The 25584-nt window shown below is 64.9% G+C and carries 27 protein-coding genes; 8 read left to right on the top strand and 19 right to left on the bottom strand.

Annotated features, from left to right (window positions below):
* Positions 1–151: 151 nt before the first annotated feature.
* Both PVT71_RS20200 and PVT71_RS20195 read left to right on the top strand, forming a co-directional pair.
* Positions 152–754 carry a metalloregulator ArsR/SmtB family transcription factor gene (locus tag PVT71_RS20200; protein ID WP_092430582.1) on the top strand — a complete coding sequence of 201 codons (603 nt, stop codon included), beginning with the start codon at positions 152–154 and terminating at the stop codon, positions 752–754.
* On the top strand, positions 751–1215 hold the full coding sequence (locus PVT71_RS20195; RefSeq protein ID WP_353474252.1) for a group III truncated hemoglobin: 465 nt from the start codon (positions 751–753) through the stop codon (positions 1213–1215). The genes PVT71_RS20200 and PVT71_RS20195 overlap by 4 nt, the downstream gene beginning before the upstream one ends.
* 73 nt (positions 1216–1288) lie before the next feature.
* Here the strand turns inward: PVT71_RS20195 and PVT71_RS20190 are convergent, their stop codons facing one another.
* From PVT71_RS20190 to PVT71_RS20140, 11 genes are all read right to left on the bottom strand, one after another.
* The gene (locus PVT71_RS20190) at positions 1289–1591 is read right to left on the bottom strand and encodes a cytochrome c family protein (RefSeq protein WP_353474251.1); all 303 of its coding nucleotides are present in this window, start codon (positions 1589–1591) and stop codon (positions 1289–1291) included.
* Positions 1592–1648: 57 nt separating this feature from the next.
* On the bottom strand, positions 1649–3844 hold the full coding sequence (locus PVT71_RS20185) for a xanthine dehydrogenase family protein molybdopterin-binding subunit (RefSeq protein ID WP_353474250.1): 2196 nt from the start codon (positions 3842–3844) through the stop codon (positions 1649–1651).
* A 3-nt stretch (positions 3845–3847) separates the two neighbouring features.
* A complete protein-coding gene (locus PVT71_RS20180) occupies positions 3848–4294 on the bottom strand; it encodes a (2Fe-2S)-binding protein (RefSeq protein WP_353474249.1) in 447 nt (148 codons plus the stop codon).
* 182 nt (positions 4295–4476) lie between these two features.
* On the bottom strand, positions 4477–5856 hold the full coding sequence (locus PVT71_RS20175) for an MFS transporter (protein ID WP_353474247.1): 1380 nt from the start codon (positions 5854–5856) through the stop codon (positions 4477–4479).
* Positions 5853–6569 (bottom strand): dihydrofolate reductase family protein, encoded by a 717-nt coding sequence (locus tag PVT71_RS20170; RefSeq protein ID WP_353474246.1) that lies wholly within the window; start codon positions 6567–6569, stop codon positions 5853–5855. Before PVT71_RS20170 ends, PVT71_RS20175 begins: the two co-directional genes overlap by 4 nt.
* Before the next feature lie 215 nt (positions 6570–6784).
* Positions 6785–7180, bottom strand: a complete 396-nt coding sequence (locus tag PVT71_RS20165; protein WP_194137993.1) for a cupin domain-containing protein — start codon at positions 7178–7180, stop codon at positions 6785–6787.
* Positions 7181–7209: 29 nt separating this feature from the next.
* Complete coding sequence (locus PVT71_RS20160; RefSeq protein WP_353474245.1) at positions 7210–7848, bottom strand: NAD(P)-binding domain-containing protein; 639 nt, start codon at positions 7846–7848, stop codon at positions 7210–7212.
* A 51-nt stretch (positions 7849–7899) separates the two neighbouring features.
* Positions 7900–8661: a carboxymuconolactone decarboxylase family protein gene (locus PVT71_RS20155; RefSeq protein ID WP_353474244.1), complete on the bottom strand. Its 762-nt coding sequence runs from the start codon at positions 8659–8661 to the stop codon at positions 7900–7902.
* Between the two features lie 109 nt (positions 8662–8770).
* Positions 8771–9700: a LysR family transcriptional regulator gene (locus PVT71_RS20150; RefSeq protein WP_353474242.1), complete on the bottom strand. Its 930-nt coding sequence runs from the start codon at positions 9698–9700 to the stop codon at positions 8771–8773.
* A 56-nt stretch (positions 9701–9756) separates the two neighbouring features.
* Positions 9757–10764 carry a PQQ-dependent sugar dehydrogenase gene (locus PVT71_RS20145; protein WP_353474241.1) on the bottom strand — a complete coding sequence of 336 codons (1008 nt, stop codon included), beginning with the start codon at positions 10762–10764 and terminating at the stop codon, positions 9757–9759.
* On the bottom strand, positions 10754–11212 hold the full coding sequence (locus tag PVT71_RS20140) for a cupin domain-containing protein (protein WP_353474240.1): 459 nt from the start codon (positions 11210–11212) through the stop codon (positions 10754–10756). The genes PVT71_RS20145 and PVT71_RS20140 overlap by 11 nt, the downstream gene beginning before the upstream one ends.
* 335 nt (positions 11213–11547) lie before the next feature.
* Here PVT71_RS20140 and PVT71_RS20135 point away from each other — a divergent pair, with 335 nt between their 5' ends.
* Both PVT71_RS20135 and PVT71_RS20130 read left to right on the top strand, forming a co-directional pair.
* Entirely contained in the window at positions 11548–11901 is a 354-nt protein-coding gene (locus tag PVT71_RS20135; RefSeq protein WP_353474239.1) for a cyclophilin-like fold protein, read from the top strand.
* Between the two features lie 87 nt (positions 11902–11988).
* Positions 11989–12735 (top strand): SDR family oxidoreductase, encoded by a 747-nt coding sequence (locus PVT71_RS20130; protein ID WP_353474238.1) that lies wholly within the window; start codon positions 11989–11991, stop codon positions 12733–12735.
* 407 nt (positions 12736–13142) lie between these two features.
* Here PVT71_RS20130 and PVT71_RS20125 read toward each other — a convergent pair whose 3' ends face one another.
* Positions 13143–13610 carry a cyclophilin-like fold protein gene (locus PVT71_RS20125; protein WP_353474236.1) on the bottom strand — a complete coding sequence of 156 codons (468 nt, stop codon included), beginning with the start codon at positions 13608–13610 and terminating at the stop codon, positions 13143–13145.
* 292 nt (positions 13611–13902) lie between these two features.
* Here PVT71_RS20125 and PVT71_RS20120 point away from each other — a divergent pair, with 292 nt between their 5' ends.
* A complete protein-coding gene (locus PVT71_RS20120; protein WP_353474235.1) occupies positions 13903–14805 on the top strand; it encodes a LysR family transcriptional regulator in 903 nt (300 codons plus the stop codon).
* 62 nt (positions 14806–14867) lie between these two features.
* Here the strand turns inward: PVT71_RS20120 and PVT71_RS20115 are convergent, their stop codons facing one another.
* The 4 genes from PVT71_RS20115 to PVT71_RS20100 form a co-directional block, all read right to left on the bottom strand.
* The gene (locus PVT71_RS20115) at positions 14868–17051 is read right to left on the bottom strand and encodes a xanthine dehydrogenase family protein molybdopterin-binding subunit (protein WP_353474234.1); all 2184 of its coding nucleotides are present in this window, start codon (positions 17049–17051) and stop codon (positions 14868–14870) included.
* A gap of 4 nt (positions 17052–17055) precedes the next feature.
* Entirely contained in the window at positions 17056–18006 is a 951-nt protein-coding gene (locus tag PVT71_RS20110) for a xanthine dehydrogenase family protein subunit M (RefSeq protein WP_353474232.1), read from the bottom strand.
* On the bottom strand, positions 18003–18644 hold the full coding sequence (gene paoA, locus PVT71_RS20105; protein ID WP_353474230.1) for an aldehyde dehydrogenase iron-sulfur subunit PaoA: 642 nt from the start codon (positions 18642–18644) through the stop codon (positions 18003–18005). The genes PVT71_RS20110 and paoA overlap by 4 nt, the downstream gene beginning before the upstream one ends.
* A gap of 234 nt (positions 18645–18878) precedes the next feature.
* Positions 18879–19970 carry an alpha/beta hydrolase gene (locus tag PVT71_RS20100; protein ID WP_353474229.1) on the bottom strand — a complete coding sequence of 364 codons (1092 nt, stop codon included), beginning with the start codon at positions 19968–19970 and terminating at the stop codon, positions 18879–18881.
* A 224-nt stretch (positions 19971–20194) separates the two neighbouring features.
* Between PVT71_RS20100 and PVT71_RS20095 the strand changes: the two genes are divergently transcribed.
* Together PVT71_RS20095 and PVT71_RS20090 are read left to right on the top strand one after the other, a co-directional pair.
* A complete protein-coding gene (locus tag PVT71_RS20095) occupies positions 20195–21391 on the top strand; it encodes an MFS transporter (protein WP_353474228.1) in 1197 nt (398 codons plus the stop codon).
* 122 nt (positions 21392–21513) lie between these two features.
* Positions 21514–21855, top strand: a complete 342-nt coding sequence (locus tag PVT71_RS20090; protein WP_353474227.1) for a cyclophilin-like fold protein — start codon at positions 21514–21516, stop codon at positions 21853–21855.
* Positions 21856–21870: 15 nt separating this feature from the next.
* Here the strand turns inward: PVT71_RS20090 and PVT71_RS20085 are convergent, their stop codons facing one another.
* From PVT71_RS20085 to PVT71_RS20075, 3 genes are all read right to left on the bottom strand, one after another.
* Positions 21871–23034, bottom strand: a complete 1164-nt coding sequence (locus tag PVT71_RS20085) for an arabinose transporter (RefSeq protein ID WP_353474226.1) — start codon at positions 23032–23034, stop codon at positions 21871–21873.
* Positions 23035–23060: 26 nt separating this feature from the next.
* A complete protein-coding gene (locus PVT71_RS20080) occupies positions 23061–23729 on the bottom strand; it encodes a hypothetical protein (protein WP_353474224.1) in 669 nt (222 codons plus the stop codon).
* Between the two features lie 90 nt (positions 23730–23819).
* Positions 23820–24755: an SDR family NAD(P)-dependent oxidoreductase gene (locus PVT71_RS20075; RefSeq protein ID WP_224917321.1), complete on the bottom strand. Its 936-nt coding sequence runs from the start codon at positions 24753–24755 to the stop codon at positions 23820–23822.
* Positions 24756–25044: 289 nt separating this feature from the next.
* Here PVT71_RS20075 and PVT71_RS20070 point away from each other — a divergent pair, with 289 nt between their 5' ends.
* On the top strand, positions 25045–25563 hold the full coding sequence (locus PVT71_RS20070) for a DUF6152 family protein (RefSeq protein WP_353474223.1): 519 nt from the start codon (positions 25045–25047) through the stop codon (positions 25561–25563).
* Positions 25564–25584: the final 21 nt, after the last annotated feature.

The raw sequence follows: 25584 nt of genomic DNA, 5'->3' as shown, positions 1-25584 counted from the left end.
CTCGGTCTCCTTTCGAGCCAGCGCTTGCGCGATGCGGCCCGTTTGGTTAATTAAACAAGCAACGACTTTGAAAAACATCGGAGCCAATATGTCAAGCGATGACTTGGAAAAAGAAGCATGGTCGCCGCGGGCTCCTTCCGAGCGGCTGCTGATGACACTCAAGATGCACGGCGCGCAGACCTCGGCCGAGGTCGGCCGCAGGCAGGGCATCACCGGCGAGGCGGCGCGGCAGCAGCTGATGAAGCTGCATGAAGAGGGGTTGGTGGACGAGGAACGCCGCAGCGCTGGCCGCGGGCGACCCGCGACCTACTGGCACCTGACCGACAAGGCTCAGGCGCGCTTTCCCGACACCCACGCCGCGCTGACCGTGGACATCCTGCGCAGCATCACCGAGGTGCTGGGGTCGGACGCGCTGGACCGGATCATCGCCGAGCGCGAGGTGGCAACGCTCGCGCAGTACCGCGACGCCATGGCGGGTTGCGAGAGCACCCGCGACCGGCTGGAGCGGCTGGCCGAACTGCGCAGTGCCGAAGGCTACATGGCGCAGGTCGAGGAGGACGAGGACGGCACGCTGCGTCTTGTCGAGAACCATTGCCCGATCTGCGCCGCCGCCAGCTTCTGTCAGGGCTTTTGCCGCGCCGAGAAGGCGGTGTTCCAAAATGCCCTCGGCTCCAGCGCGACCATTGAACGAGACGAGCACATCGTCAGCGGCGGGCGGCGCTGCACCTATATTGTGCGGGAGAACGGCGCATGAGCCCTTCCCTGTCGCGCGCCGGAGAGCCCACCACCGACGAGGCGATTGCCGAAGGTCTGGACGAGGCCATGGTCCGCTGCGTGGTGCACCGCTTCTACGACCAGGTCCGCGCCGACCCGCTCATCGGCCCGGTCTTCCATGCCCGCATCGCCGACGACCACTGGCCGGAACATCTGGAAAAGATCACCGCCTTCTGGAGTTCCGCCCTGCTCGGCACGCGCAGCTACAGTGGCAAGCCGATGCCCAAGCATCAGGCCATCGAAGAGCTGGAGGACGCGCACTTCCGCCGCTGGCTCGCGATCTTCCGGTACACGGTGACCGAGCTTTGCCCCGAGCGCACCGCCGCGCTCTTCATCGCCCGCTCCGAGCGCGTGGCCGAGGCGTTCAGGATGAACATCGCCATGCACCGCGGCGATATCCTCACCTTCCGCCCGCCGCTCACCCGCGAGGAGTATCCTTGAGCGGCCCCGCTGACGCGGAAGAGGCGGCCGAAGCCGCCTCCCGTGAACACATCACTCGTTACACACACCTGCCCTACTGCGTGGACAGGAATTCCACCACGTTCCGGCGATCCTCCTCGTCCGGCAGGCGCAGCACCATGCGCGTGCCGGGTACCATGTCGCGCGGGTTCTCGAGGTATTGCACGAGCGTCTCGGCATCCCACGTCAGGCCGCTGCCTTCCATTGCGCCCGAGTAGCGGAAGCCCTCGGCGGTTCCCGCCTCACGACCGACCACGCCCTGCAGGCTGGGTCCGACGCGATTGGACCCGTCGAGCGTGTGGCAGGCGGCGCAGCGGCGCTGGAAGACGGTTTCGCCTTCGGCAGCATCCTGCGCCATCAGGGGCTCCCCGGCCAGCAGGCCGAGGAGAACGATAGTGCCAATTTTATTCATCATTTATCCGAAGTCGTGTTTCGACAGGGGCAGGCTGCGGATGCGCTGACCGGTGAGCGTTGCCACCGCATTGACGATGGCCGGGCCGACCGCCGGAAGACCAGGCTCACCGACGCCGCCCATGGGGGCACCACTTTCGACAATGGCCGTGTGGACCTGCGGCATCTGGTCGAGGCGCAGGATCGGGTAAATATCAAAGTTGCGCGCCGTGGGCTCGCCGTTCTCGTAGACCAGTTCTTCGACCAGCGTCTGCGAGGTGCCGAGCGCGACCGCCGACTGCACCTGCGCCTCTACCGTGCTGGGGTTCACCACCTGCCCCGGATCGAGCGCGACCCAGATCTGGTGCACGCGCACTTCGCCGCCGTCCACCGACACCTCCGCGATCACCGCGGCCTCGGAGCCGAAGGGCGAGGCCATGGCCACACCCCGCGCGCGGGTGCTGCCGTCCTCGGCCTCGAAAGGGCCGGGCGTCCAGCCCCCGGAGAGGTCGCCGACACGCTCCAGCAGCCTGCGGTGACGCTGCGAGCCCGCCAGCAGCGACAGGCGCATCTCGAAGGGATCGAGGCCGCCCGCCTGCGCCAGCTCGTCGAGGAAACTTTCGTACATGAAGTCATGCATCGAGTGGCCCACGGCGCGCCAGTAGCCGATCACCGCCGGATTGGCGTGGAAGATCTGGCCAATGTGCTTGTTGGCAATCGCGTAGGTCTTGCCTGAGATGCCCTCGGTCGCCGACGCGTCCTGTCCCGGAGGCGCCTGGTACCAGCGCTGGGTCGGGCCCTCGCCCACCACCTCCACCTGCAGCGCGGTCGGGCCGTCCGGGCCGACGGCCCCGCGGAAGCGCGCGAGGCCTAGCGGCCGCGGCGCATCGCGCAGGAAGTCTTCTTCGCGGGTCCAGATCAGCTTGACCGGACGGCCCACGGTCTTGGCCAGCGCGATCGCCTGCGGGAAGGGGTTGGCAGTCGCATAGAGGAAGTGCCGACCGAAGAAGCCGCCAAGCACCTGCTGGTGCAAGTTGATCTGGCTCGCTTCGAGACCCGCAGCCGCAGCAGCCGCACCGAGGAACATCTCGGGAGCCTGGCAGGGCATCCACAGATCGAGAGTGCCGTCCTCGTTGAACCGTGCCGTGGCCGAGGGCGGCTCGAGCTGGCCATGCGCCACGTAGGGCGCATCGTAGGTGGCCTCGATCACCGTTTCCGCGGCCTCAAGCGCGCCGGCGGCATCGCCCGCAGCTTCGACCTCGACCACCTCGCCCGTGGCACCGGCCAGCGTGTCGCGGAATCCGGCGGAGGAGAAGCCCGCGGGCATCGGCCATTGCGCCTCGCCCTCGATCCAGTCGATCTCGGCGGCGTCGATGGCGCGGCGGGCCTGCCAGAATTTCTCGGCGATCACGGCCACGGCGCCGTCCAGCATCTGCACGGAATGCACACCGCGCATCGCCTCGATCTCGGCCTGGTTGGTTACCGCGGCGGGCGTCAGGCCAAGGCGCGGCGCGTGGCGAAGGGCGGCCAGCAGCATGCCCTCGACCTCGACGTCGATGGCGTAGGTCTGGCGCCCGGTGGATTTCGCCCGCACATCCATGCGCGGAATGGCAGTGCCAATCCAGCGAAAGTCGGCCGGGTCCTTGAGCGCCGGAGCAGCGGGCACCGGCAGGTCCATGGCCGCCGTAGCCAAATCGCCATAGGTCGCACGGCGGCCGGACCCCTCATGCACCACGACGCCCGGCTCGGTGACCAGCTCGGAGGCCTCCACGCCCCACTCCTGAGCCGCCGCCTCGACCAGCATTGCCCGCGCAGCAGCGCCAAGCTGACGCATCACCGGGTAGCCGGTGCGGGTCGACATGCTGCCGCCGGTTATGCGGTAGCCGCCCATAACGCCGAAGGGGCCGCCCGCCGGAGCGATCTCGACCGAGAAGTTCTCGGGCGCGAGGTCAAGCTCCTCGCCGACGATTTGCGCCATGGCGGTGAAGATGCCCTGCCCGCCCTCGATGAACGGGCTGCGGAGCAGCGCCGTGCCATCTGGGCGCAGTTCGAGGAAGGCCGTGGCGGCAGGTGCCTCGGCAGCGGCCTCCTGGCCCCGCACCGGGCGCAGCGGCAGCGCGGTGGCCAGCACCAGCGCGCCGGACCCGGCGAGGAAGCCCCGCCGCGACACGTTCACCGGCGCCTGCCCGAGGCGGCGCGCGAGTTGATCAATCACACCCATGGCTCAGGCCTCCGACACGCTGCGCACGGCGGCGCGGATCTTGTTGTAGGTGCCGCAGCGGCAGAGGTTGGTCATCGCACCATCGATGTCCGCGTCCGTGGGGTTGGGAATATCGCTCAGCAGCGCCGTTGCCGCCAGCACCTGCCCCGACTGGCAATAGCCGCATTGCGCGACCTCGTTTTCGACCCAGGCCTCGACCACGCGGCGGCCGATCTCGGTGTCCTCGACCGTCTCGATGGTCCGGATTTCGAGACCCGCGACGCTGTCGGCCGGGGTCACGCAGGAGCGTGTCGCCACACCGTCGATCAGCACGGTGCAGGCGCCGCATTGCGCGATGCCGCAACCGTATTTCGTGCCGGTCAGGCCAAGCTCCTCACGGATCACCCACAGGAGCGGGGTATCGGGTTCCACGTCGACGTCATGCGTCGCGCCGTTGATGTTCAGCTGCATTGTCATACCTGTCGGTTCGATGGGTCTGTCGCGACGATGGCGGGGCACGGCCCGAAGAGCGGGCGCAGGCGCCATGCCGAAAAGGGATCTCTGCAAGGCCAAGTGTCCTACGAGGCTTGCTTCGACGCTATGGGTCGAAACCAGATAGCGCCTATGAGCCAGCCTCATGAATGGCCGGGCTGTCAGGCGGGCAGCGCCCGACCGCCACCATCGCGACGTGACAGAAGCAGCATCGCCAGCACGCCCAGCAGGCTGATGACCGAGGTCGCGACCACCGCCCGATGCCAGCCCTCGAAGAAGCTCTCGCCCTGCGCCCCGGCAATCAGCACCGAGATCAGCGAGATGCCGAGCGCCGAACCGAGGTAGCGGGCAGTGTTGTTGGCAGCCGAGCCCATGGCCGTACGCTCCTGCGGCACGGTCTGCACCGCTTCATGGCCCAGCGAGGCGTTGAGGATGCCGTTGGCGACGCCCGCCACGAAAAGGCCGGGCAGCAGCACGGCCCAGGTGCTGTCCGCGCCGGCGACGAAAAGGAGCGCCTGCCCGACCGCACAGCCGAGAATCGACCAGATCACCCTTGCCCGCGAGGAGAGCGCCGCCGGCAGGAAGCGCGCGCCGAGCGCGGCAACGACGGTCACACCGGACCAGGCGAGAATGGTGACAGCGGCGGCGAGTGGGCTGAGGCCCAGCCCGCGCACCAGGACGGTCGGCACCATGGACATCAGTGCCAAGACCCCGGCTCCGGAAGCGAAGGCAGCCAGGGTCGCGCCGACAAAGGCCGGGCTGCGGAAGAGGCGCAGCTCAAGGATCGGGTTCGGGCTGCGGCGCTCCAGCCGGACGAAAAGCACAAGCAAGACCCCGGCCAGTGCGATCAGCCCGATCACCAGCAGCGAGGAGCCAACACGGACCTCGACAAGCGCAGACATGAGCGCCGCCATACCAACCATCAAGGCGAGCGCGCCCGGCAGGTCCACCCGCAGCCCCGTGCGGGGGCTCTCCGGAAGTTGCACCGATGCCAGCGCCAGCGGCGTGGAGATCAAGGCGATGATCCAATGGATCGCGTTCCAGCCCGAGACCGAGAGAAATGCGGAGGAGAGGATCGGCCCTGTCGCCACCCCAGCCCCGAGCGCAGCCGCCCAAATCGCGGCGGCTTGCTTGCGCGCCTCGCCTTGGTAGATCTGCCCAAGAAGCCCCAGCCCGCAGGCCATGATCCCGGCACTACCGAGCCCCTGAACGATACGCATCACGATCAGCATCTCCGCGCTGCCGGCCAGCGCCGCGCCGATCGACGAGACCACAGTGATCCAAAGGCCGGCCACGAAGGTGCGGCGGCGGCCCAGCGCATCACCGAAGGCGCCAGCGGTGAGCAGTCCGCAGGCGGCGCCAAGCGGCATGCCGCTCATCACCCAGGCCTGCTCCGCCGCGCCGAGATCGAGCGCAGAGGTCATGGCGTCCAGCGTGGTCAGAGGCGCGGTAAAAACCACAAGTGCCAGCAGCGTCGCCAGCGCGACGAGGACCAGCGGCAGTTTCGGTGCCAAGGTCCCCGATGCGGCGCGGGGGGTCATTCCGCACCCCCTTGTGCAGCCGGGCGGCCGGCGAGCACTCGGTGGCGCATCCACACACAGCCCTTGTCGAGGGTTTCCACGGCGAACAACTCGAGGCCACGGGCTTTAGTCGTGCCGCGGTGTTCGTAGATGGCGGGGATGCCGCCCTGCCCGTCCACCACCGGGTAGACGAGCGTGCTGGTCTCGTCGATCAGCCCCTCTGCCAGGAAAGCTCCATTGATCTCGCCACCGCCTTCGAGGATCAGCCGCCTTGCGCCGAAGGCAAGCGCGATCCGCGCCAGCGCATCGGCCAGCGCCCTCTCACCCGAGCCTAGGAAAACCACTGACACGCCGCGCGCGACCAGCATCTCGACATGCGTGCGGGAGGCTTGCTCCCCGAGCACCATCACCAGATGCGCGCCGTCAATGTCGCCGCTTTCGGGGCGGAGCCGACCCGTACGGTCGATGCAGATGCCGATGCCCGAAAGTGCATCGTGCTCCGGCGCGATGTGATCGGCCCGCGGGCCGATCTCCTCGAGCGGCGCTGGGTCGGCGGCCTCGAGGTAATGCGCCTCCATGGTCGTGCGTCCGACGATCCATCCGTCCGCGTCCAGCCGGGCCGCGGCGGCGTCATAGACCTCGAGCAGCTCTTCCTCTTCGCAAGGCCAGCGGTCAGCAAGCAGCCGACCGTCGATGGAGGTGATCATGTGGCAGATGATATGGGGGCGGGTCATGGATCGGCTCGTTCGGTTGCGACTGGCGACCTCGCGGTCGCGAGGCGGGCTGCCCCTTCATATGCGGCGCGTGTAGCTCCAGTGTATGCCCGGTCTCCGCCTTGCAGAGATGAGCGCGGCTCATGAATGGCGCGAGGTCCCTGCCGGTGGCGCTGGAAGCTGAAAGAGCCGGGCGCTGGAAAGCGCCCGGCCCTCAAGAACGGCGGATTGCCGGATCAGCCGTTGTAGTCCTCATCGGCCACCTTTTCCATCCAAGTCACCGGCGAGCCGTTGATGCTTTCCTGGATGGCGATGTGCGACATGGCATTTTCCGGCGCGGCGCCGTGCCAGTGTTTTTCCTCGGCTGGGAAGAAAACGATGTCGCCGGCAGTGACCTCCTCGACCGGACCGCCTTCGCGCTGCACGCGACCCTTGCCGAAAGTGATGATGATGGTCTGGCCCGCCGGATGGGTGTGCCACGCGGTGCGCGCGCCGGGCTCGAAGGTGACATGCGCGCCGCTGGTGCGGCCGGGCGCGTCGGCCTGGAACATCGGGTCGATGCGCACGGTGCCGGTGAAATAGTCCTCGGGACCGGGGCCGGAAGGAATGCTGCCTGCGCGGATGATTTTCATTGTCTTTCTCCTTCTGTCTCGCTGCGCGGTCAGCCGCGCAGCTTGGTAAATCTGTAGGTAAGCGCTGGCCCGCCCGGTTGGACGTAAGCCAGTTCGACTGTGGCCATGGCAAAGGGCTCGATATAACGGCCGTTGCGCAACCCGCCGGTGTCTAGCGGCTCGAAGCCGATGTCGCGGATGAGCTGGCTGGCGATTTCCTTGGCACCCGCGTCGTCACCATAGGTGAAGACCTGCGGCGCGGGCTCCTGCCCCTTGCGGGCGAAAACCGGCGCGAAACTCTCGGAGGGCGTGGTATTGAAGCACGACACCCAGCGCGCCTTCGGGCGCATCCGGGCCAACTCCTCGCCGCCGGAGGAGGTGGTGCCGACGACGAGGTCCCGGTTGGCTTCGTCGAGCGGCACGCAGCAGTTCAGCACCACCTTTCCCGCCAGATCACCCGCCTGCTCCAGCACGTCGCCGACCCTCGACCAGTGCACGGCCAGAAGCAGCGCGTCGGCCTCGTCCACGGCGTCGGCAATCGTTCCCGATTGCCCGCCGCTCTCCCGCGCAAGGCGCTCAAGCTTCGACGCACTGCGCGCATAGGCAAAGGTGACGTCATGGCCAGAGGCCGCCCAGAGCGTGCCGAGCTTGCCGCCCATCAGACCTGATCCGAGAATGCCGATCTTCATGCTGTTCTCCTGAATTGCGGCAGCGGAGCCGAAGCCCCGCCGCCCGAAGACTTAGTTCGCACGGGCCTCGAAGACCTGCTTGGCCACCGGCAGCGCCGAGAAGACCTTGGGCCAGCCAGCATAGAAGGCGAGATGCGACAGCATGGCACCCGCCTCTTCCTGCGTCAGCCCGTTGTCCATCGCGCGACCCAAGTGGAAGGTCATCTGCTCGGGCTGACCGGCGGCGATGAGCGCGGCGACGGTCACCATGCTGCGATCGCGGGGCTCCAGTGCCGGGCGCAGCCACAGATCGTTGAACAGCAGCTCGCGCGTGGTGTCGACGACACCCATGCTGACATTGGCGAAGTTGCCGCGCACGGTTTCCTCACGGGCGGCCTCGGCCTGCTCATTGATCGGAAGCAACTCGGGCTCGAGCGCCGGCAGCTCCTCTGCCGTGACACCGCGCGCCTCAAAGACCGGCGCCATCGCCTCGGCGGCGGCGGTGGCATTACCCCAGCCGGTGTAGAAGGCGAGATGGGTGATCGTCTCTGACAGCTCGGCCGGGGTCACGCCCGCGTCGAGCGCCAGCTCGACATAGCTGCCGAGGGTCTCTGTCTCATGGCGCGTCATCAGCGCCGCAAAGGTGACAAGCGCGCGGTCGCGCATGGAGAGTTCTTCACCCGCCCAGACAGAGCCGAAAAGATCATTGGTCGAATAGGCCTCGAGCGCGGGTGCAACGGCGCCGACGGCGGATGGCAGGGTGCTGGACACCTCCTGCGCGGTGGCGCCGGTGGTCATGAGGGCGAGGGCCGAAGCGGCAACATAGGTCTTCATGGGAGCTCCTGTCGGGCTGGTTCCGGTTACCCCCTTCATGTGGTCGGGCGCCGCGGAACCTTAATGCCCGATTGGGCCAACCCACTCATGACAGCGCCTCATGAATGGCTCAGCCCCGCTCGCGCAAAGCCTCCAGCACCACCTCGAAGGCCGAAGACGGACGCTGCCTGCTTGGGTAGTAGAGATGGAACCCCGGGAAGTAAGGGCAATAGTCATCAAGGCAGGTCTGCAGAGCCCCGGAGGCCAGGTGTCCCGCCGCAAGCCGTTCGGGGATCAGCGCGAGTCCGTGGCCGTCTGCCGCCGCGCGCATCACCGGGTTGATCGTGTTGAAGCAGGTCTGGCCCGAAACCTTCACGCGGATCTCGTTGCCGTCCTTGTCCTCGAATTCCCAGGCATAAAGCGCGCCATGGGTCGACAGCCGCAAATTGATGCAGCGATGCTCGGCCAAGTCGTGTGGCACCTGCGGGGCGCACGCCGCCTCGAAATACTCGGGGGCACCGACGCAGATCATCCGCTCTTCCGGGCCAATGCGCATCGAAATCATGCCCTCGCTCACCTGTTCGCCGTAGCGCACCCCGGCATCGCATTGCGAACTCGCTAGATCAGTATAGCCGTAGTCCATGACGAACTCGACGTTCACCGCAGGGTATTGCTTCAGCACCGGCGAGAGCTTGGGCCAGAGGATCGTGTCGATGGCGTATTCCACCGCGACGATCCGCACCGTGCCGGTGGGCTGATCGCGCGCGTCATTCAGCGCCTTGAGCCGCGCCTCGATCATTTCGAAACAGGGATTGAGCGTCGCCAGAAGATCCTCGCCCTCGAGCGTCGGCGCCACCGAGCGCGTGGTCCGGGTCAGCAGGCGCAGACCGAGCCGCTGCTCGAGCCCCTTGATCGTATGGCTCAGGGCCGACTGCGACACGTTGAGCCGGGCCGCCGCGCGGGTGAAGCTCCGCTCCTCGGCAACTGCCGACAAGGCTATGAGATCGTTTATGTTTTCACGAAGCATGAGGGAGGCCCTGATCTGGTGCTCGAGGATCACAACGGGTCTCCCTCACGATATATGTGCGTGGCTCATGACGTCCACTGATTATCCCGTTACCGGGGGAGCCGGGTCATCCGGTCATCGGACGCGCCGTCCCGGCGCGGTGAGCGGTTGCTGGTGATCGCGTAGATGTACCCCTGGGTCACCAACACGTCGCGCACCCGCTCTCCGAGGCTCAGGGCTTCGGACACCGCGCCATCGGTGCCGACCGAGAGAAGAGACCCGGCGCGCAGGCTGGCCAGCAGCAGGCGCTCGCCCTCCCAGGCAAGGCCCGACGGCGCCCAGGTGCCGCGCCCGGAATGGGCCAGCGGCGCCTGCATCCCGTCCCGCGTCTCATCGCCCTGGATCAGCGGCCAGCCGTAGTTCGCGCCCCGCTCGATCCGGTTCACCTCGTCATGGCCGGACTGACCGTGCTCCGCCGCGTAGAGCTGCCCACCGGCGTCCCACGCGAGACCCTGCGGATTGCGATGTCCCAGCGACCAGACCGGCGAGCCGTCGAACGGATTGTCCTCGGGAACCGCACCCTCCGGCGTCAGCCGCAGGATCTTGCCCGCGAGGCTCCCTACGTCCTGCGGACGCTCACGGTTCTCTGTCCAGCCTGTGGTGACGTAGAGCATCCCGTCCGGGCCGAAGGCCACGCGTCCGCCATTGTAAAGCGGATGGCCAGGGATGCCGTCGAGAAGCACGCGCGTCTCATGCCAGGCATCGTTGCCCAACTCGATCTCGATGACGCGGTTTCTGCGGTCCTCCGGCGTGCCCATGTGCTGATAGACCACCGCGCGGCGGCTCTGCGCAAAGTCGGGCCGCAGCGCGAGGCCAAGCAGCCCGCCACCCCGGTCATTCAGGATCGGCGCGCTGGTCTCGACCGGCAGCCGGGCGAAGTTCTCGCCGTCGAAGATGCCGATGGTCCCGCCCTTCTCGGTTACGTAGATCACCTCGCCCTGCGCCGCGATGTCCCAAGGGTAGTCGAGCCCCTCAAGCACTGTTTCCTGCGCCTGTGCAGCCAGCGGGAGAAGCGCGGCCATGAGCAGGCCGCGCCCGATTGCAGCCTTAGCTGCCATATTCTTCGTCCGTCACCTGCGCGCCCCAGGTCACTGCCGAGCCATCTTCGGCGGCCTGGATCGCATAGTGGGTGACCGAGGTGCTGCCCGTCGCGCCATGCCAATGGTTCACGCCCGCCGGAGCGAAGACCACGTCGCCGGTACGCATGATTTGCTTTTCCTGACCCTCTTCTTGGTACCAACCGGTGCCCTGTGTGACCACCAGGTACTGGCCGATCGGGTGCGTGTGCCAAGCCGAGCGCGCCCCCGGCATGAACGTCACCTCGCCGGCGCTGACATCGTTCATATTCGGCCCGAAGACCGGCGCGACGAACACGGTGCCGGTGAAGGTGTCTTCGCTGCCGATCTGGCCGCCACGATCCAGCGTCGTTGTCTGCGTCATCTCCTGCGCGAAGGCAGCGGGAGCCGCGGCCAGCGTAAGGGCGAGTGCTGCAAGGGTTGTTTTCATCAGGTCGTCTCCATTGTGCATGAGGCGGCCATAGGGCCCGCAGCAGGGGTCATTCCCTGCCTGCCCAAATGAGATGGCGATGCCGTATTGGCGTATAATGCCAGCGGTTCAGGACACGCTCATGAGCGGACCTCATGAAAGCCCAGCGTCACCACCCCGACTCCTCCCTGAGCCCGGAGACGGAGTACCCTTGGCGCGCTTCCCGTTTCATGAGCGTCATTCATGGCTGCATGTATTGAGCGCCCGATTATCCTGCGCAGCGGATAGATTAGATGATGCGCTGTCCGAGGCGCCCTCGCCTCGGTCTTCGATGACCCAGATGGAAAAGATCAGCCATGACCAAGATACACGTGACTGTCGGCGAGGCGGTTCTTTCCGCCACGCTCGATGACACGCCCGCCGGGCGTGACTTCGCAGCGCTTCTGCCGCTGGAGCTGACCCTCAGCGACTATCACGGCATCGAGAAGGTCGCCGACCTGCCTCGCAAGCTCGACACCACCGATGCCCCGGCGCGCTACGCGGCGAAGGCGGGGGACATCACGCTGTATGCGCCATGGGGCAACCTCGCAATCTTCTACAAGCCATTTCAGGCCGCGGCGGGCCTCGTCCGCCTTGGTGCCTTCGACGGCGATTTCGAGCCGTTGCTCCGGCACGGCAGCTTCAAGGTGAGCCTGGCGCGCGCCAACTGACCCGGCCCGCAGCAAATTCACCCGTGACGCCGCAAGAGGCCAAAAGGTCCGTCCCGGCGCTCCGCATTCCCTAGGACGGAGACTAGCATGACCGACAACATCACCGGCAAAGTCGTCGTTATCACCGGCGCCTCGAGCGGCATGGGCGAAGCCACCGCCCGCGACCTCGCCGCCAAGGGTGCCAAGGTTGCGCTCGGCGCGCGCCGCGCCGACCGGCTCGAGACTCTCGTGAAAGAGATCAAGGCGGCTGGCGGCGAGGCCATCGCGGTGGCCACCGACGTCACCAAGCTCGAAGACGTTCAGAAGCTCGTCGACACCGCCAAAGAGACCTTCGGCACCGTCGACGTGATCTTCAACAACGCCGGTCTGATGCCCCTCTCGCCGCTGGACAGCTTGCGCATCGACGAGTGGAACCAGATGATCGACGTGAACATGAAGGGCACGCTCTACGGCATCGCCGCGGTGCTGCCGATCTTCAAGGAGCAGAAGTCGGGCCAGGTGATCAACGTCTCGTCGGTCTACGGCCACAAAACCGTCGCCACCGGCGCCGTCTACTGCGCCACCAAGCACGCGGTGCGCTCGCTGTCGGAAGGCCTGCGGCAGGAGGTCAAGGACTACAACGTGCGCGTCACTGTGATCTCGCCCGGCGCGGTCAACACCGAGCTGACCCAGCACATCACCGAGGAAGGTCTCGGCGATGCGGTGCGCGATGTGGTCAGCAGGATCGGCGTGCCTGCGACGACCATGGCCGACATGGTCGCCTTCGCGATCTCGCAGCCGGCGAACGTCGATGTGAACGAGATCCTGTTCCGCCCCACCGTGCAGCCGGAGTGATCCGCGGCCGTTCCCTTGAACGGAAGTACTTGTGGTATCCAAACATCATGACAATCGGTCTGACGCAGCATGAGCCCCGTGCCAGGGTCTCGTCCAGGATGATCGCGGCGCATGCGCCAGAATTGCTATCGAACAAGGCGACGAGCGCCACCGCGCCCGTCAAGTTTTCCTGTCGGTGGCCGGGATATCGAAGGTCGTCGTGACCGACCTTCCGAGACGGGCATCATGAAGACACCATCCAAGTGCACGGGTATTTCTTGCATTCCACCGCATATGGCCCAGTTCCTTCCCAAATCAGCCCCCACGTGAGAACCGGCAAACTGTCGATCAACGGCTACCTTCGGTCCGCGGCTCACGAGATAATGGGAGCATCGCTTGGGTACGAGCCGCGGCCATTTGCGCTACGATCAGCCCTCTGCGGCTTCGATCGTCACCGTGAACTCGCCGATTTGACGTTCAAAGAAGCTCGGGTCACCTTCGTAGGTCCCCAGCACCACTGCTCCCGGCCAACGTTCAAGTTGGCCATAATAGAAACCAAGGTTGCCCGAAGGTACGTAGAGCGCAATGTCCCCCGGCCCGGGTGCCGCACCCAACTCAGTACCTTCGGTGGGAAGCGGCGGCTCAAGATGCGTGACCTTGGTGGAGAACCCGCCGCCTCCGGGGTGTTCGCCGAAGGTCACGGTCATTGGCAAACGGTCGAAGAGGCTCTGCGCCATCGTAGTGCCGTTGAGCTCCCCTTCGAAGACGGTATCGCCCACTATGATGCGGATGGGGATCCCCCCGGCGTCCTGGGCTAGACCAGCCGAGGCCGTCAGGACCGTTCCCGCAGACAGAGTAAGTGCCGCAAGGGTGTGCTTGAATTCAGTTAAGATCATGGTTCCTCCGAGTTAAGTCCGTTTTCTTGCGCAAGACCGCTGTCAGCCAGAGCGCCGACGACGCGGATCGTTCGTTGGAATGCTCCTTGCAAACGAACGGCATCACCTGCCTTGCTCAATAAAACTGCGCTCGGAGAGCCTTGTTTCTAGAGGTCCAGATTCGTCGCCGCCATGAATTCAGATCATGGATTTGGATTTCCCACGCCCTCTGCAGGCTGCTAGTTTCCGACAGGCCAAACGGGAGAGCGATCCGCCCTACCATTCAAGCCGGGCCAGCCTTGAGGAAACGACAATGTCGCGCATGAAACGGGATGAACTTGGGGATCTGGCAGTATTCATGGCCGTTGCAGAAGAGTGCAGCTTTACCCGGGCAGCAACGCGCATGGGTGTCTCCCAGTCTGCCATCAGCCACACCGTTCGGAGACTCGAGAGTTCAATCGGCGTCAAGCTGCTGAACCGATCGTCCCGGAAGGTGACCATAACGGATGCCGGGGAAAAGCTGCTCGCGGCTTTGCGTCCCGGATTCGGTCAGGTAGAGGCTCGCATCGAGGAACTTCGCCTGCTGGGCGATACCCCGAAGGGCTTGATCCGCATCACGACCGGACGTGCAGCCGCCAAGACGGTGCTCTGGCCGGTCGTCAACCAGCTCGTGAAGGACTATCCCGAGATCTGCGTCGAGGTTAATACGGACCCCAAGCTTGCCGACCTGACGGAGGACAGGTTCGACTGCGGCATCCGACTGGGGGAATACATTGGGCCAGACATGATCGCTGTCCGCGTCGGTCCCAGTATCCGATTGGCCGCAGTCGCCTCGCCTGAGTATTTCAAGAAACATCCGGCGCCGCAGCATCCCTCTGAGTTGGACGCCCACCGTTGCATCGCCCTGCGATTCAACGTGCATGACGCCCCATACGACTGGGAATTCGAGAAGGACGGCGAAGAGATCGTCAAACGGATTTCAGGACCGTTCATCTTCAATGACAGCACTATGGCGATTGACGCGGCACGCTTGGGGCACGGGATCTGCTTCGTGACCGAGGCGGAGGTGTCGGAGGATATCGAGGAAGGAAGCCTGCGCCGCGTTCTGACCGACTGGTGCCCGGAATTCGAAGGATTCCACCTGTTCTATGCCGGTCGCAGGCAAGTCACGTCGGCCATGCGTCTTTTGATCGACCGACTTCGATATCGCGACTGAGCACAGCAAGAGACTATAGCCGGGGCTATCCTGCCAGCCCCGAAAGGCTGGCAGGAGAAAGCTCACGCGAGTTCGGGCAGCCCGTCCAGCAGTCGGTCGAGGGTGAGCGGGAAGTCCCGCACCCGGACACCTGTTGCATTGTAGACCGCATTGGCGACCGCTGCGCCGACGCCACAGACGCCCAGCTCTCCCACCCCCTTGGCTTTGAGCGGGGTCGCAATCGCATCCGCCGTATCCAGAAAGATCACCTCCTGATTGAGGATATCGGCGTGAACCGCCACCTCGTAGCCGGCAAGGTCATGGTTCACGAAATAGCCGCGCCCGGTATCCAGCGCCATCTCCTCGGACAGGACACCACCAATTGACATCGTCATGCCGCCGATGAGCTGACTGCGCGCGGTCGTCGGATTCAAAATGCGGCCCGCATCGATTGCCGAGACCATCCGGCGCACCCGCGTCTCACCCGTAGCGACGTGAACCGCCACCTCTGCGAAGTGCGCACCGAAGGTCGCCAGAAGGTAGTCGCCCTGAAAGTCGCCGATGGTCATCTCGTCGACCGCCTCGAACCGCCCTACCAGATCGGCCAGCCTTTGGCTGTTGTCGCCGGATACCACCTGACCGTCGCGGAACTCGGGCGCGTCAAGGCCAAGCTGCACGCCGATCTCACGGCGCAGCGCCATGCAGGCGGCATAGACGCCCGCGGTCGAGGACGCGGCCCCGAACTGCCCGCCAGAGCCGGACGACACAGGGTAGAGGCTGCTGCCAAGCCGCATCTCGACGTCGTCGAGCCCAAGGCCCATCACTTCGGCTGCGGTCTGAGCGAGGATCGTGTAGCTGCCTGTGCCGATGTCGGTCATGTCGGTTTCGATGATCAACCGACCGCCTTCCAGGATGGCGCGGGCACCCGAGGGGCGGACGGGCGCCCCGCGATAGGCACCGGCCATGCCCATGCCGATCAGCCACTGCCCTTCACGGCGCTGTCCGGGCGTTGCATTGCGGTCTGACCAGCCAAAGGCCTCGGCCCCGCGTTCCAGACAGGCGACATAGTTTCGCTCGGAAAAGGGTTGCGAGGGGTTGGACGGGTTGACCTGCGTATCGTTGACGATCCGGAGCTGGACGGGATCCATCTCCAGCGCCTCGGCCAGTTCATCCATGGCGACCTCAAGCCCCATATGCCCGCTGGCTTCGCCGGGGGCGCGCATGTCCGAGGCTTCGGGCAGCGGCATGGCGACGATGTGGTGCTTCACCCGCATCGTGTCGGTCGCGTAGAAATACGGTGTCTGTGCCGTCGCGTTCTCGCCGCGCCCTCCCGGCAGGGAATGCGACGCGGCCTCGTGCCAGACCCCGGTCAGACGGCCGTCAGAGGCAGCCGCGAGGCGCACCCTCTGGACGGTCGCAGCGCGATGAGTGGTGTTGTTCATCACGAAGGGCCGTGGCAGCGCCAGCTTGACTGGGGCACCGGCCGCACGCGAGCCGATCGCCGCCAGGACCGCATCCGACCTCAACCAGAGCTTGCCGCCAAAGCCGCCGCCGACATAGGGGCTTTCCAGGTGCACCAGCTCCGGGTCGATCCCGAAGGTGGTGGCAATCGAGTTGCGGGTCCAGTTGATCATCTGGTTCGAGGTCCAGACCCGCATGCGCCCGCCATCGGACCAGTCCACGATGGAGGCGTGCGGCTCCATCGCCGCATGGGTGATGGGCGCGGTGTGGTACATCTGATCAACCACCGCTGCGGCAGACCGGAACGCGGTGTCCACATCGCCTATCAGGGTGTCGGGATCGCCGGACCCCTCCAGCCGCTCGAACGCCGCGTGAAGGTCGAAATCAGCAGCCTCGCCCCGCTCGTATTCTGCCGTGATCAGGTCCGCTGCGGCCCGTGCCTGTTCGAAGCTGTCGGCGACGACGACGGCAATGGCCTGATGATAATGCTGCACCTCATCGCCACCGAACAGGCGCGCTACGTTCAACATGCCAAGAGCCAGCGGCGCGATTTCGAGGGTCGTGACAACAGCCCTTACGCCCGGCGCCGCGCGGGCCGCTTCGACGTCCATCGAAAGGATGCGGCCATGCGAAATCGTCGCGCCAACGGGATAGCCGTACAGCTGCCCCTCCACGACATCGTGGCGTTCATAGGCATAGGGGGCAAGACCGGAAACCTTGAGCGGGCCGTCCACTCGTGCAGTGGGCTTACCGACGAGCCGGGCAGTGTCGAACAGGTTCTGGCCTGCGGGTTCGTTGAACTCCATGAGATTACTCCTCCAGCAGAAGGGCTGCGAGCGTCCGCTCGGCCAGGGTGATCTTGAACTGGGTCTCTTCCGTCGGGCGCGCGCCCTCGAAGAGCCGGGCCATCACGGCCTGCGCCCCATTCGGTAGCTCCGCGTCGGCGGCAGCCAGACGCCACGGACGCGGTGCCACGCCGCCAAGCGCGACACGTCCCGATCCGTCCGCTTGCCGGATCAGGGCGACAGACACCAGTGCAAACGCATAAGATGCCCGATCCCTGACCTTATGATAGCGCTGGCTCCCGCCGACAGGGGCAGGCAGCGTCACTGCGGTGATGAGCTCACCGGGCATGAGGGCCGTTTCCCGCTCCGGCGTGTCGCCCGGCAACAGGTGGAACTCTTCGAGCGGGATGCGGCGGGTCAGCCCCGTCGGCGTCACCGTTTCGACGGTGGCATCAAGCACGCGCATGGCAACCGCCATATCGGAAGGGTGCGTTGCGATGCAGGCGTCGGACGTGCCGATCACGCCGAGCTGTCTCGAGAACGCGCCTTCGGTGAGAGCGGAGCAACCAGACCCTGGTACGCGCTTGTTGCAGGCCTGGGCCGTGTCGTAGAAGTAGGGACAGCGGGTGCGTTGCAGCAGATTTCCACCGGTGGTAGCCTTGTTGCGCAGCTGGCCCGAGGCGCCAGCGGCGATGGCGCGGGTCAGCACCGGATAGTCGCGCCGGATACGGGCATCCGCGGACAAGGCCGTATTGCTGACCATGGCGCCGATCCGGAGACCTCCGTCACCTGTTTCCTCGATACGATCGAGGCCGAGTCCCGACACGTCGATCAGATGCGTGGGCGCTTCGATCCCGAGTTTCATCAGGTCCACGAGATTGGTCCCGCCGGCGATGAACTTCGCCCCCTGGACCTCTGCGGCGCGGGCAGCTGCTGCCTGGGCCGAGCTTACGCGTTCAAAGGAAAACGCCTTCATGCCTGATCCTCCGCAACTTCCGTGATCGCCGCCAGAATGTTCGAGTAGGCGCCGCAACGGCAGATGTTGCCGGACATCCGCTCGCGGATCTCTGCCTCGGTGAGCTCGATGGCCGCCGTCAGGTCGCCTGTGACATGGCTCGGGATGCCTGCCCGAATTTCCTCGATGACCGCATGTGCCGACTGGATCTGGCCGGGGGTGCAGTAGCCGCATTGGAACGCGTCATGCGACACGAAGGCCGCCTGCATCGGATCGAGCTGACCGGGTGCCCCGCGTCCCTCGATGGTGGTGACCTCGTCGCCATCGTGCAAGACCGCAAGGCTGAGGCAGCTGTTGATCCTCTCGCCGTTGACGGAGCAGGTGCAGGCCCCGCACTGGCCGTGATCGCAGCCCTTCTTGGTGCCGGTCAGGCGAAGGTCTTCACGCAGGACATCGAGAAGCGTGGTGCGGTTGTCGACCGTGATCCGGTGCTGCGCCCCGTTCACGGTTAGCGCGATGTCGGATTGTTGTTGGGCGGAAGCCACCGACACGGATGCCTCCTGAGCCTGGGCGAGACGCGCCACCGATGCAGCGGCCACAGCGGCAGTGCCCGCAAGAAGCGTCCGGCGACGAAGTTCAAATTCAATGGGTGGTGGCATAAAGCTTCCTTCCTTGAGGTCTGCCCAGGATGTTCGGGATGGGGACAAGTCAGAGGTGGCCGGGCTGGCCGGCAAATCCAGAAGGCTGGGTTCATGCATGGGATGAGTTGAGTTCATCCACCGGCCCGCCCTCGCAGCCGAGCGGCATAGCGCCTTGAGACATTGACGCTCTGGCGCAACGCACGCCCGGAAAAGGGAAGAAGCCCGCGAGGTCGCGCGGGCTTCACGAAATGTTCAGGCGAGGTGCTGAGTGAAAAACGCTTCGAGACGGTCGAACGGAATGATGTCTACCTGATCGTAAAGGTCCACATGATCTGCGCCGTCGATGATCATGAGCTCCTTGGGTTCAGCAGCCGCTGCGACGGCATCCTCGCTGAAATAGCGCGAATGCGCTTCCGATCCGGCGATGACCAACATCGGCCGCGGGGCGATCTCGTTCACATAGCTCAGCAGAGGCATGTTCATGAACGACAGCGGGTTGGTAACCGTCCACCCTGCGTTGGAGTTCACCGACCGGGGGTGATAGCCGCGCTCCGGGTCCTTGTAGTAGGCGTAGTACATCTGGATCACCGGGTCATCGATGCCATCGAGACTGTCCGGCAGGCCGCCGGCCAGTGCAGGCTCTCCGTTTGCGGCGTCTTCCCACCTCTGGCGGCTCATCTGTTCCAGCCCGGCCGCGCGCTGCTCGTCGGTCATCGCGTCGTAGTAGCCCCGCGCCATGACGCGCGACATGTCGTACATGCTGGTCGTCGCGACGGCCTTGACCCGCTTGTCGGCAGCGACCGCGTTGAGCGCCATGCCCCCGAAACCACAGATGCCGATGATGCCGATCCGCTCGCGGTCCACCGCGTCATGCAGCCCCAGGAAATCGACCGCGGCCATGAAGTCCTCAGTATTAATGTCCGGGGAGGCAACCGAACGGGGCTGGCCGCCGCTTTCACCGACATAGGAGGGATCGAAGGCCACGGTCACAAAACCGCGCTCTGCCATGATCTGAGCATAGAGGCCTGCCGCCTGCTCCTTCACCGCGCCGAACGGACCTGCGATGGCCAATGCGGGCAGCGCTCCTGCGGGGCGATCGGCAGGCATGTAGAGATCGCCTACCAGTGTGATGCCATAGCGGTTGGCAAACTCTACCTTGCGATGGTCGACCGCGTCGCTCTGCGGGAAGGTCTTGTCCCACTCGGCGGATTGCGCGCGCAGCGGTGTTCCGAAGGCCGCGACGGAGCCAAGGGCGGCAGCACCGATGCCAGCCATCTTCAGGAAATTTCTTCGATGCTCGTTGGCTGCAGTTGTATCGAGGGGATTGAGTTCGATTTCGGACATTTCAGGACCTCATCTGTGTTGGACAAGGCACAGATGGTCCCTCGGACCGGGCACTAACAGCCGCGGCTCATCGCATGCAGCAATGAGCAGATTTCATGAATGCACGACGCAAAAGTAGGGCATGATCATTTACTCATGCCGCCCATCTCTACATGCGAAAATCACTTATAATTCGCGGTCCGCAAAACGGCTAGACCTCGGGCCACCAATCCAGGAGCCCAGCCGTGCCAGTCCCCCCTCCCCCCAAACATGCACAGGAAGATCAGGCCAAATGGGCCGCAGTCTTTTCGATGTCGCTCTGCGTAGCCATGCTCATCGCCTCGGAATTCATGCCCGTCAGTCTGCTCACGCCGATTGCGGCCTCGCTTGGCGCGACAAGCGGGCAGACGGGTCAAGCCGTGTCCATCAGCGGCCTGTTCGCCGTGGCGACGAGCCTTTTCATTGCGACCGCAGCGGGTCGGATGGATCGCAAGGTCGTCCTTGTGGGTTTGACTGCGGTCATGCTGGCGTCGCTGGTCATCGTCGCGATGGCACCGTCATTCACTGTACTGATGGTGGGGCGCGCTCTGCTCGGTGTCGCTGTCGGCGGCTTCTGGTCGCTTGCCACCTCGATCATCATGCGCCTTGTGCCCGAGGCCAGCGTCCCGCGTGCCTTGGGCATGATGTACGGAGGTCAGGCGATTGCAGCCGCGTTCGCCGCGCCCCTGGGCAGCTACCTTGGTGATCTGGTGGGTTGGCGCGGAATTTTCTGGGCATTGGCTCCGCTGGTTGCCGTGAACCTCGTCTGGCACCTTGTCGCGCTTCCGTCGCTGCCAACGCACCAGCGCCAGAGCCTGCGCAGCTTTCGGGTGCTGCTCGCCCGGCCCCACTTCCGGACAGGTCTTGTTGCGATCACCTTCACCTGGGGATCGGCGTTCACCATGTTCACCTATCTCCGCCCCTTCCTCGAGACCCTCGAGGGTGTCGATGTGCAGACACTTTCCCTTCTGCTGCTGACCCTTGGGGCCGCTGGCTTTATCGGCTCGGCCCTGTCGGGGCGCATCGGCACCGGCAGGGTCGAACGGATCCTGGCGCTTCCTGCTGTCGTCATGGGCGGCACCACGGCGCTGCTTCTGCTGACGGAAAACTCCCTTGTCGCGATTGGTGTCTTGCTGGCCATCTGGGGGGCGATGAACACGGCGATGTCCGTCATCTGGATGAGCTGGATGTCCCGGGTCGTCGACGACATGCCCGAGACCGCAGGTGCGCTGATGGTCGCAACCATGCAGGCCGCGATCCTTCTGGGCGGCGTGTTCGGGGGGCTTTTGCTGGACCGGTTCTCTGTCGACGCAAGTTTCGTCGGAAGCGTTCTGCTCGCCCTTGCGGCCATCGCGGTCATCGGACGCGGCAACCGACTTCGCGCGCCCACCGGACAGGTATAAGAAAGGACCAACCGAAGATGCATAAGACCTCACAGTCCCACCCGACACGCCGTGCGTTCATTGCAGGGAGCGCCGCCTCGCTGCTTGTCCCTGCGGTCGCGAGGTCGCAAACTCCACCCCGCATGCAGGTGAGCTTCGCAAGCGAGGTCATCGTCTACCGCATGAACGACAACCCGACGGCGCGCGATCTGATCTCCATGCTTCCGGCCGAGCTGGAAATCACCGACTTCTCGACCAACGAGAAAATCGCCCGCCTTCCCCGAAGGCTGGATGAGGGCGGCTTTGATGCCTTCGATGACGAGACACCGGGCGATCTGTGCTATTTTCTCGGCTGGGGCAATCTGGCCATGTTCTACGACGACTTCACCTTCAGGAACGACCTGATCCGGTTGGGACATATCGAGGGAAGCCTTGCCCCCTTGCGCCACAAGGGCACCTACCCCGTCCGTATCGAGATGCTCTGAAGCGCGTCAGTGAGGCTATTGGCCCGTGTGAGGCGCGCGCTGCAATCTCAGGACGAGGGGAATGGCGAGCAACGCCCCCAGACCGGCTACCGCAAAGACCGCACCCAATCCAAAGACATGGGCGGCAGCGCCAAGAAGCGGGCTGCCCAGACCAAGCGTCAGATCCAGAAAGGCGTTGTAGGTGCCCATGGCAAGCCCGCGCTGTTGCTCAGGCGCCCGCAGGATCGCCTCGAGCCCCAGACCAGGGAACACCAGCGAAAATCCGACCCCTGCCAGTGCAACGCCCAGAGTGGCCAGCATCATGCCCGGACTGAGCACCACGATGAACAGGCCAACCGCCTGTATCACAAGGCACACCAATGCGACGCGGGCACCCCCGAGACGATCGGGCAGCCCACCCGCAACCAGCCGCGTCAGGAGCAAGGCGGCGGCGAATACGCTGAAAGCAAGGAACTCGCCATTCCAGCCCTGCGCCGCGTAGTAGAGCACGACGAAGGAGACCATCGCTCCGAACGTCACGCCGCTGAGCGAAAAAGCGATGCCGGCGAGCATGACAGAGCGCAACACGCTTAGGGCCGATCCCTGGCGGTTTCCCGTTGGCGCAACCTTTGGCATCCCGCGAACCCAGAGCAAAACGGCGCCCGGCACGATCAGGGTCGGCAGCGCGATGGCCCAGAACCCGAACTGCTTGTAGAGGAAGCCCCCCAAGGGCCCGCTAAAGGCAAAAGCCGCAAACATCGACATCCCGATCCACGAGATCGCCTTTCCCTCCTGACCTGCGGACACCAGCCCAAGCCCCCAGGCGATACCGCCCGTGATGATCAGGCTTTCCGCCGCGCCGATGAGCGTGCGGGCGAGGACCAGCACCGATGCCGCCAGCACCGGCGCGGTGGACTGAAGCGACACGCAGTAAGTGAGACCTCCGAAAACGGCGAGGATCAGCCCCAGCTCTACAGCACGTTTGGCTCCACGACGGTCTGCCAGATTTCCGGCCCAGAGCCGCGAGACCAGCGCCGCGCAGAACTGGCTGCCGGCAACAAGGCCGACAATGCCGGGGCCGAACCCCAGATCCTGATGCACGTGCAGCGGCAGGCTCGGCAGGCCGATGCCGATCACCAGGAACGAAACGAAGACCACGCCCATCACCGGGAGAGCCGCACCCATGGTCGGTGATTTCATGTGGGCCTGTCCGGCAACGTCTGACATCAGGATCGCCCGTCGGCCGTCAGCTGCGCCAAAGCCTGATCAAAGCCCGCGCGGGCCTGCTCCTTTGAGACGACATAGCCATAGGGGGCGCCTTCTTCGCCTCCCCATGGCAGGAGCAGGTCGAAATCCAGATCCGCCATGAGCGACAGGCTCTCTACATATGCGGACCTATCACTTTCGGCGAGGGGCACCGCCCTCCAGGTGCCACCTTTCACCCAGAGTGAATCCCCCGGAAACAGACAGCGATGCGTGCCATTGTCCCAGAGGAAGGCCGTTGCGCCCAGGGTATGGCCGGGGATCGGTATGATCTCGAGATCGTCGTCGATCATCTGCCGTTCGCTGAAAGTGCCCGCAATCGGCATCGCGACCTTCGGCAGATCCCGCTCATGGACCCAGACCGGAACATCCAGGTCTGGCATCCCGCACATCGCCTCGTGGTGATGGTTGAGCAAGAGCCGCTGCGGATCACCAAGTCCGCGCACGGCGGGGGCCGCGTCACTCAGAGCGGGCGAGTTATAGACGATGACGTTGCCCTGCGGGCGCTCCAGAACGAAAGATCGCACGAAGAACCCCGGCAGGAACGACAGAGGCGCTGCACGTGTCGCTTTCAGTCGCGGTATCCCGGACTGCAAGCCCCCGGCGTGCTCATTGAAAATCAGGTCGGGCATGATTGGCTCCTTCCGGCTGGATCGGTCTCGATTGAAAAACCGCGCGCAATGCCGCGATTGTTCGGGTTCGTGGAAACGCCCTTGGGCAACTCAGGTCAGCGTGACACCGGTTCGGGCGGCATAGGCGGCAAGCAGAGCATCCTGCGCCGCCTCGTCGTAGACACTCGGGTTCACGCGCCTTTCCTCCTGCTGATGGAACAGGAAGCGGCCGGTCACATCGCTTGCCGGATCGGTCCCCTCACTCAGCCAGACCTGCGTCATGTATCCTGCGCGAAGATCATCCGGCGCGTGCGGCCCGTTGTGGAAGCCCATGAGGGTCGCGACCCAGCCCGGACGCACGGCATTGACGCGCAGGCCGGGGCGCTGCCGCGCGACTGCCGTTGCCAGCGTCGCCATGTGGAGTTTGCTGTCGTTGTAGTTGACGTTCGTCCCGCCACTGCGCAGCGTGTCGAGCTTGAGGTCTCCGCCGGTGTGCAGGCTGGAACTGAGGTAGACCATTGCCTCTCGCGGGGCATCGACAAGGGCTGTCAGAAGGTAGGGCGACACCGAGTTCGCATTGATGGTCTCGGCATCCGAAAGGCCGTACTCGCCTGCGTTATGCACGATAACATCGAAGGTCCCCAAACGGTTGATCTGGTCCGCGAGGTCTCTAGTCTCATCAAGGTTGATGAGATCTCCGACCACAACCGCTTCGATTCCGGGAAGGTCACGCGCCACTTCGGAAGCACGCTGCGCATTGCGTGCGTGGGCGACCACCTGGTGACCCCGGCGAAGAAGATACGCGGCGGCAAGCTGGCCGACACCCGCGGTCGAGCCGGTGATCAGGATGCGTTTTGCCTGCGTATCGCTTGAGCGCTGGACCGTGTCTTCGATGTAGCGCAGTTCTTCGGCCACCTGATCCGTATTGTAGACCCCGGCGCCATAGCGTTGACCTCGGGGGGCCGGGCCGGAGCTCTCCGCGAAGGTCGGGTGACCTGCGGCCATTGCAAAGCCTCCCGTCACACCGAATGCGGTGGTGGCGCGCATGAATTGTCTTCGGCTGAACGCGGGCATCCAGTCATCTCCTTCTAAATATCTGTCTTCGAGAGACGTAGTCCCTGTGAGCCTCACAAGACATGCCCCGGCGCTGCATGTCGCTATGAATGGAATTCACCAATAGGCCGAAGGGACGCATGAATCTGCTTCATGGCAGCTACGAATCCCGTCACCTTGGCCCGCCCCGCGATCCATCACAGATGCTTACGAAGATGCCACTGCGCCCCTGACCCGCACGAAAGTTGGCACGCCTCAGAACGCATGAAATTCGGAGATCGCGATGACGAAAATGACGACCAAAGGCCTTCTGCTCACCGCAGTCCTGACGGCGACAAGCGCGGCCCTTGTGCCCGCCGGGACGGCTATCGCCCATCACGGCTGGAGCACCTTTGACACGCGTAGGGCATACTACATCCGGGGTGAGATCACGGATGTCCGCTGGGGCAATCCCCATTCGATCATCACGATCTCCGTCGACGAGACTGACCTGCCCGAAGGGCTCCGGGATCGGCCGCTGCCTGAGCAGGCCCGGGAAGCAGACGCCAATGCAACGCTTGCATCCGCGCGCCCCTACGAGGGGGAGCATTCGCAAATTCGCCTGACGATGGCCGAGCCAAGTTGGATGACACGCTGGGGGCTCGACCGGCCGCTCGAAGTCGGAGAAACCCTCGAAGTCGTCGGCTACCTCGGCTCCGCGAATGATCAGGACCTGCGCGCGGTCATGTTCTGGCTTGAAGACGGAACTGCGGTCTACCAGCAACTCACGTCCTTCCCGACGCGTCCCGAGCCTGCAAATTGATCCTGCCAGTGTCCATGGTCG

It is taken from the genome of Salipiger sp. H15 (assembly GCF_040409955.1).
Taxonomy (GTDB): domain Bacteria; phylum Pseudomonadota; class Alphaproteobacteria; order Rhodobacterales; family Rhodobacteraceae; genus Salipiger.
The sequence above is the reverse complement of the archived record's forward strand: the minus strand, read 5'-3'. Positions and strand labels throughout refer to the sequence as shown.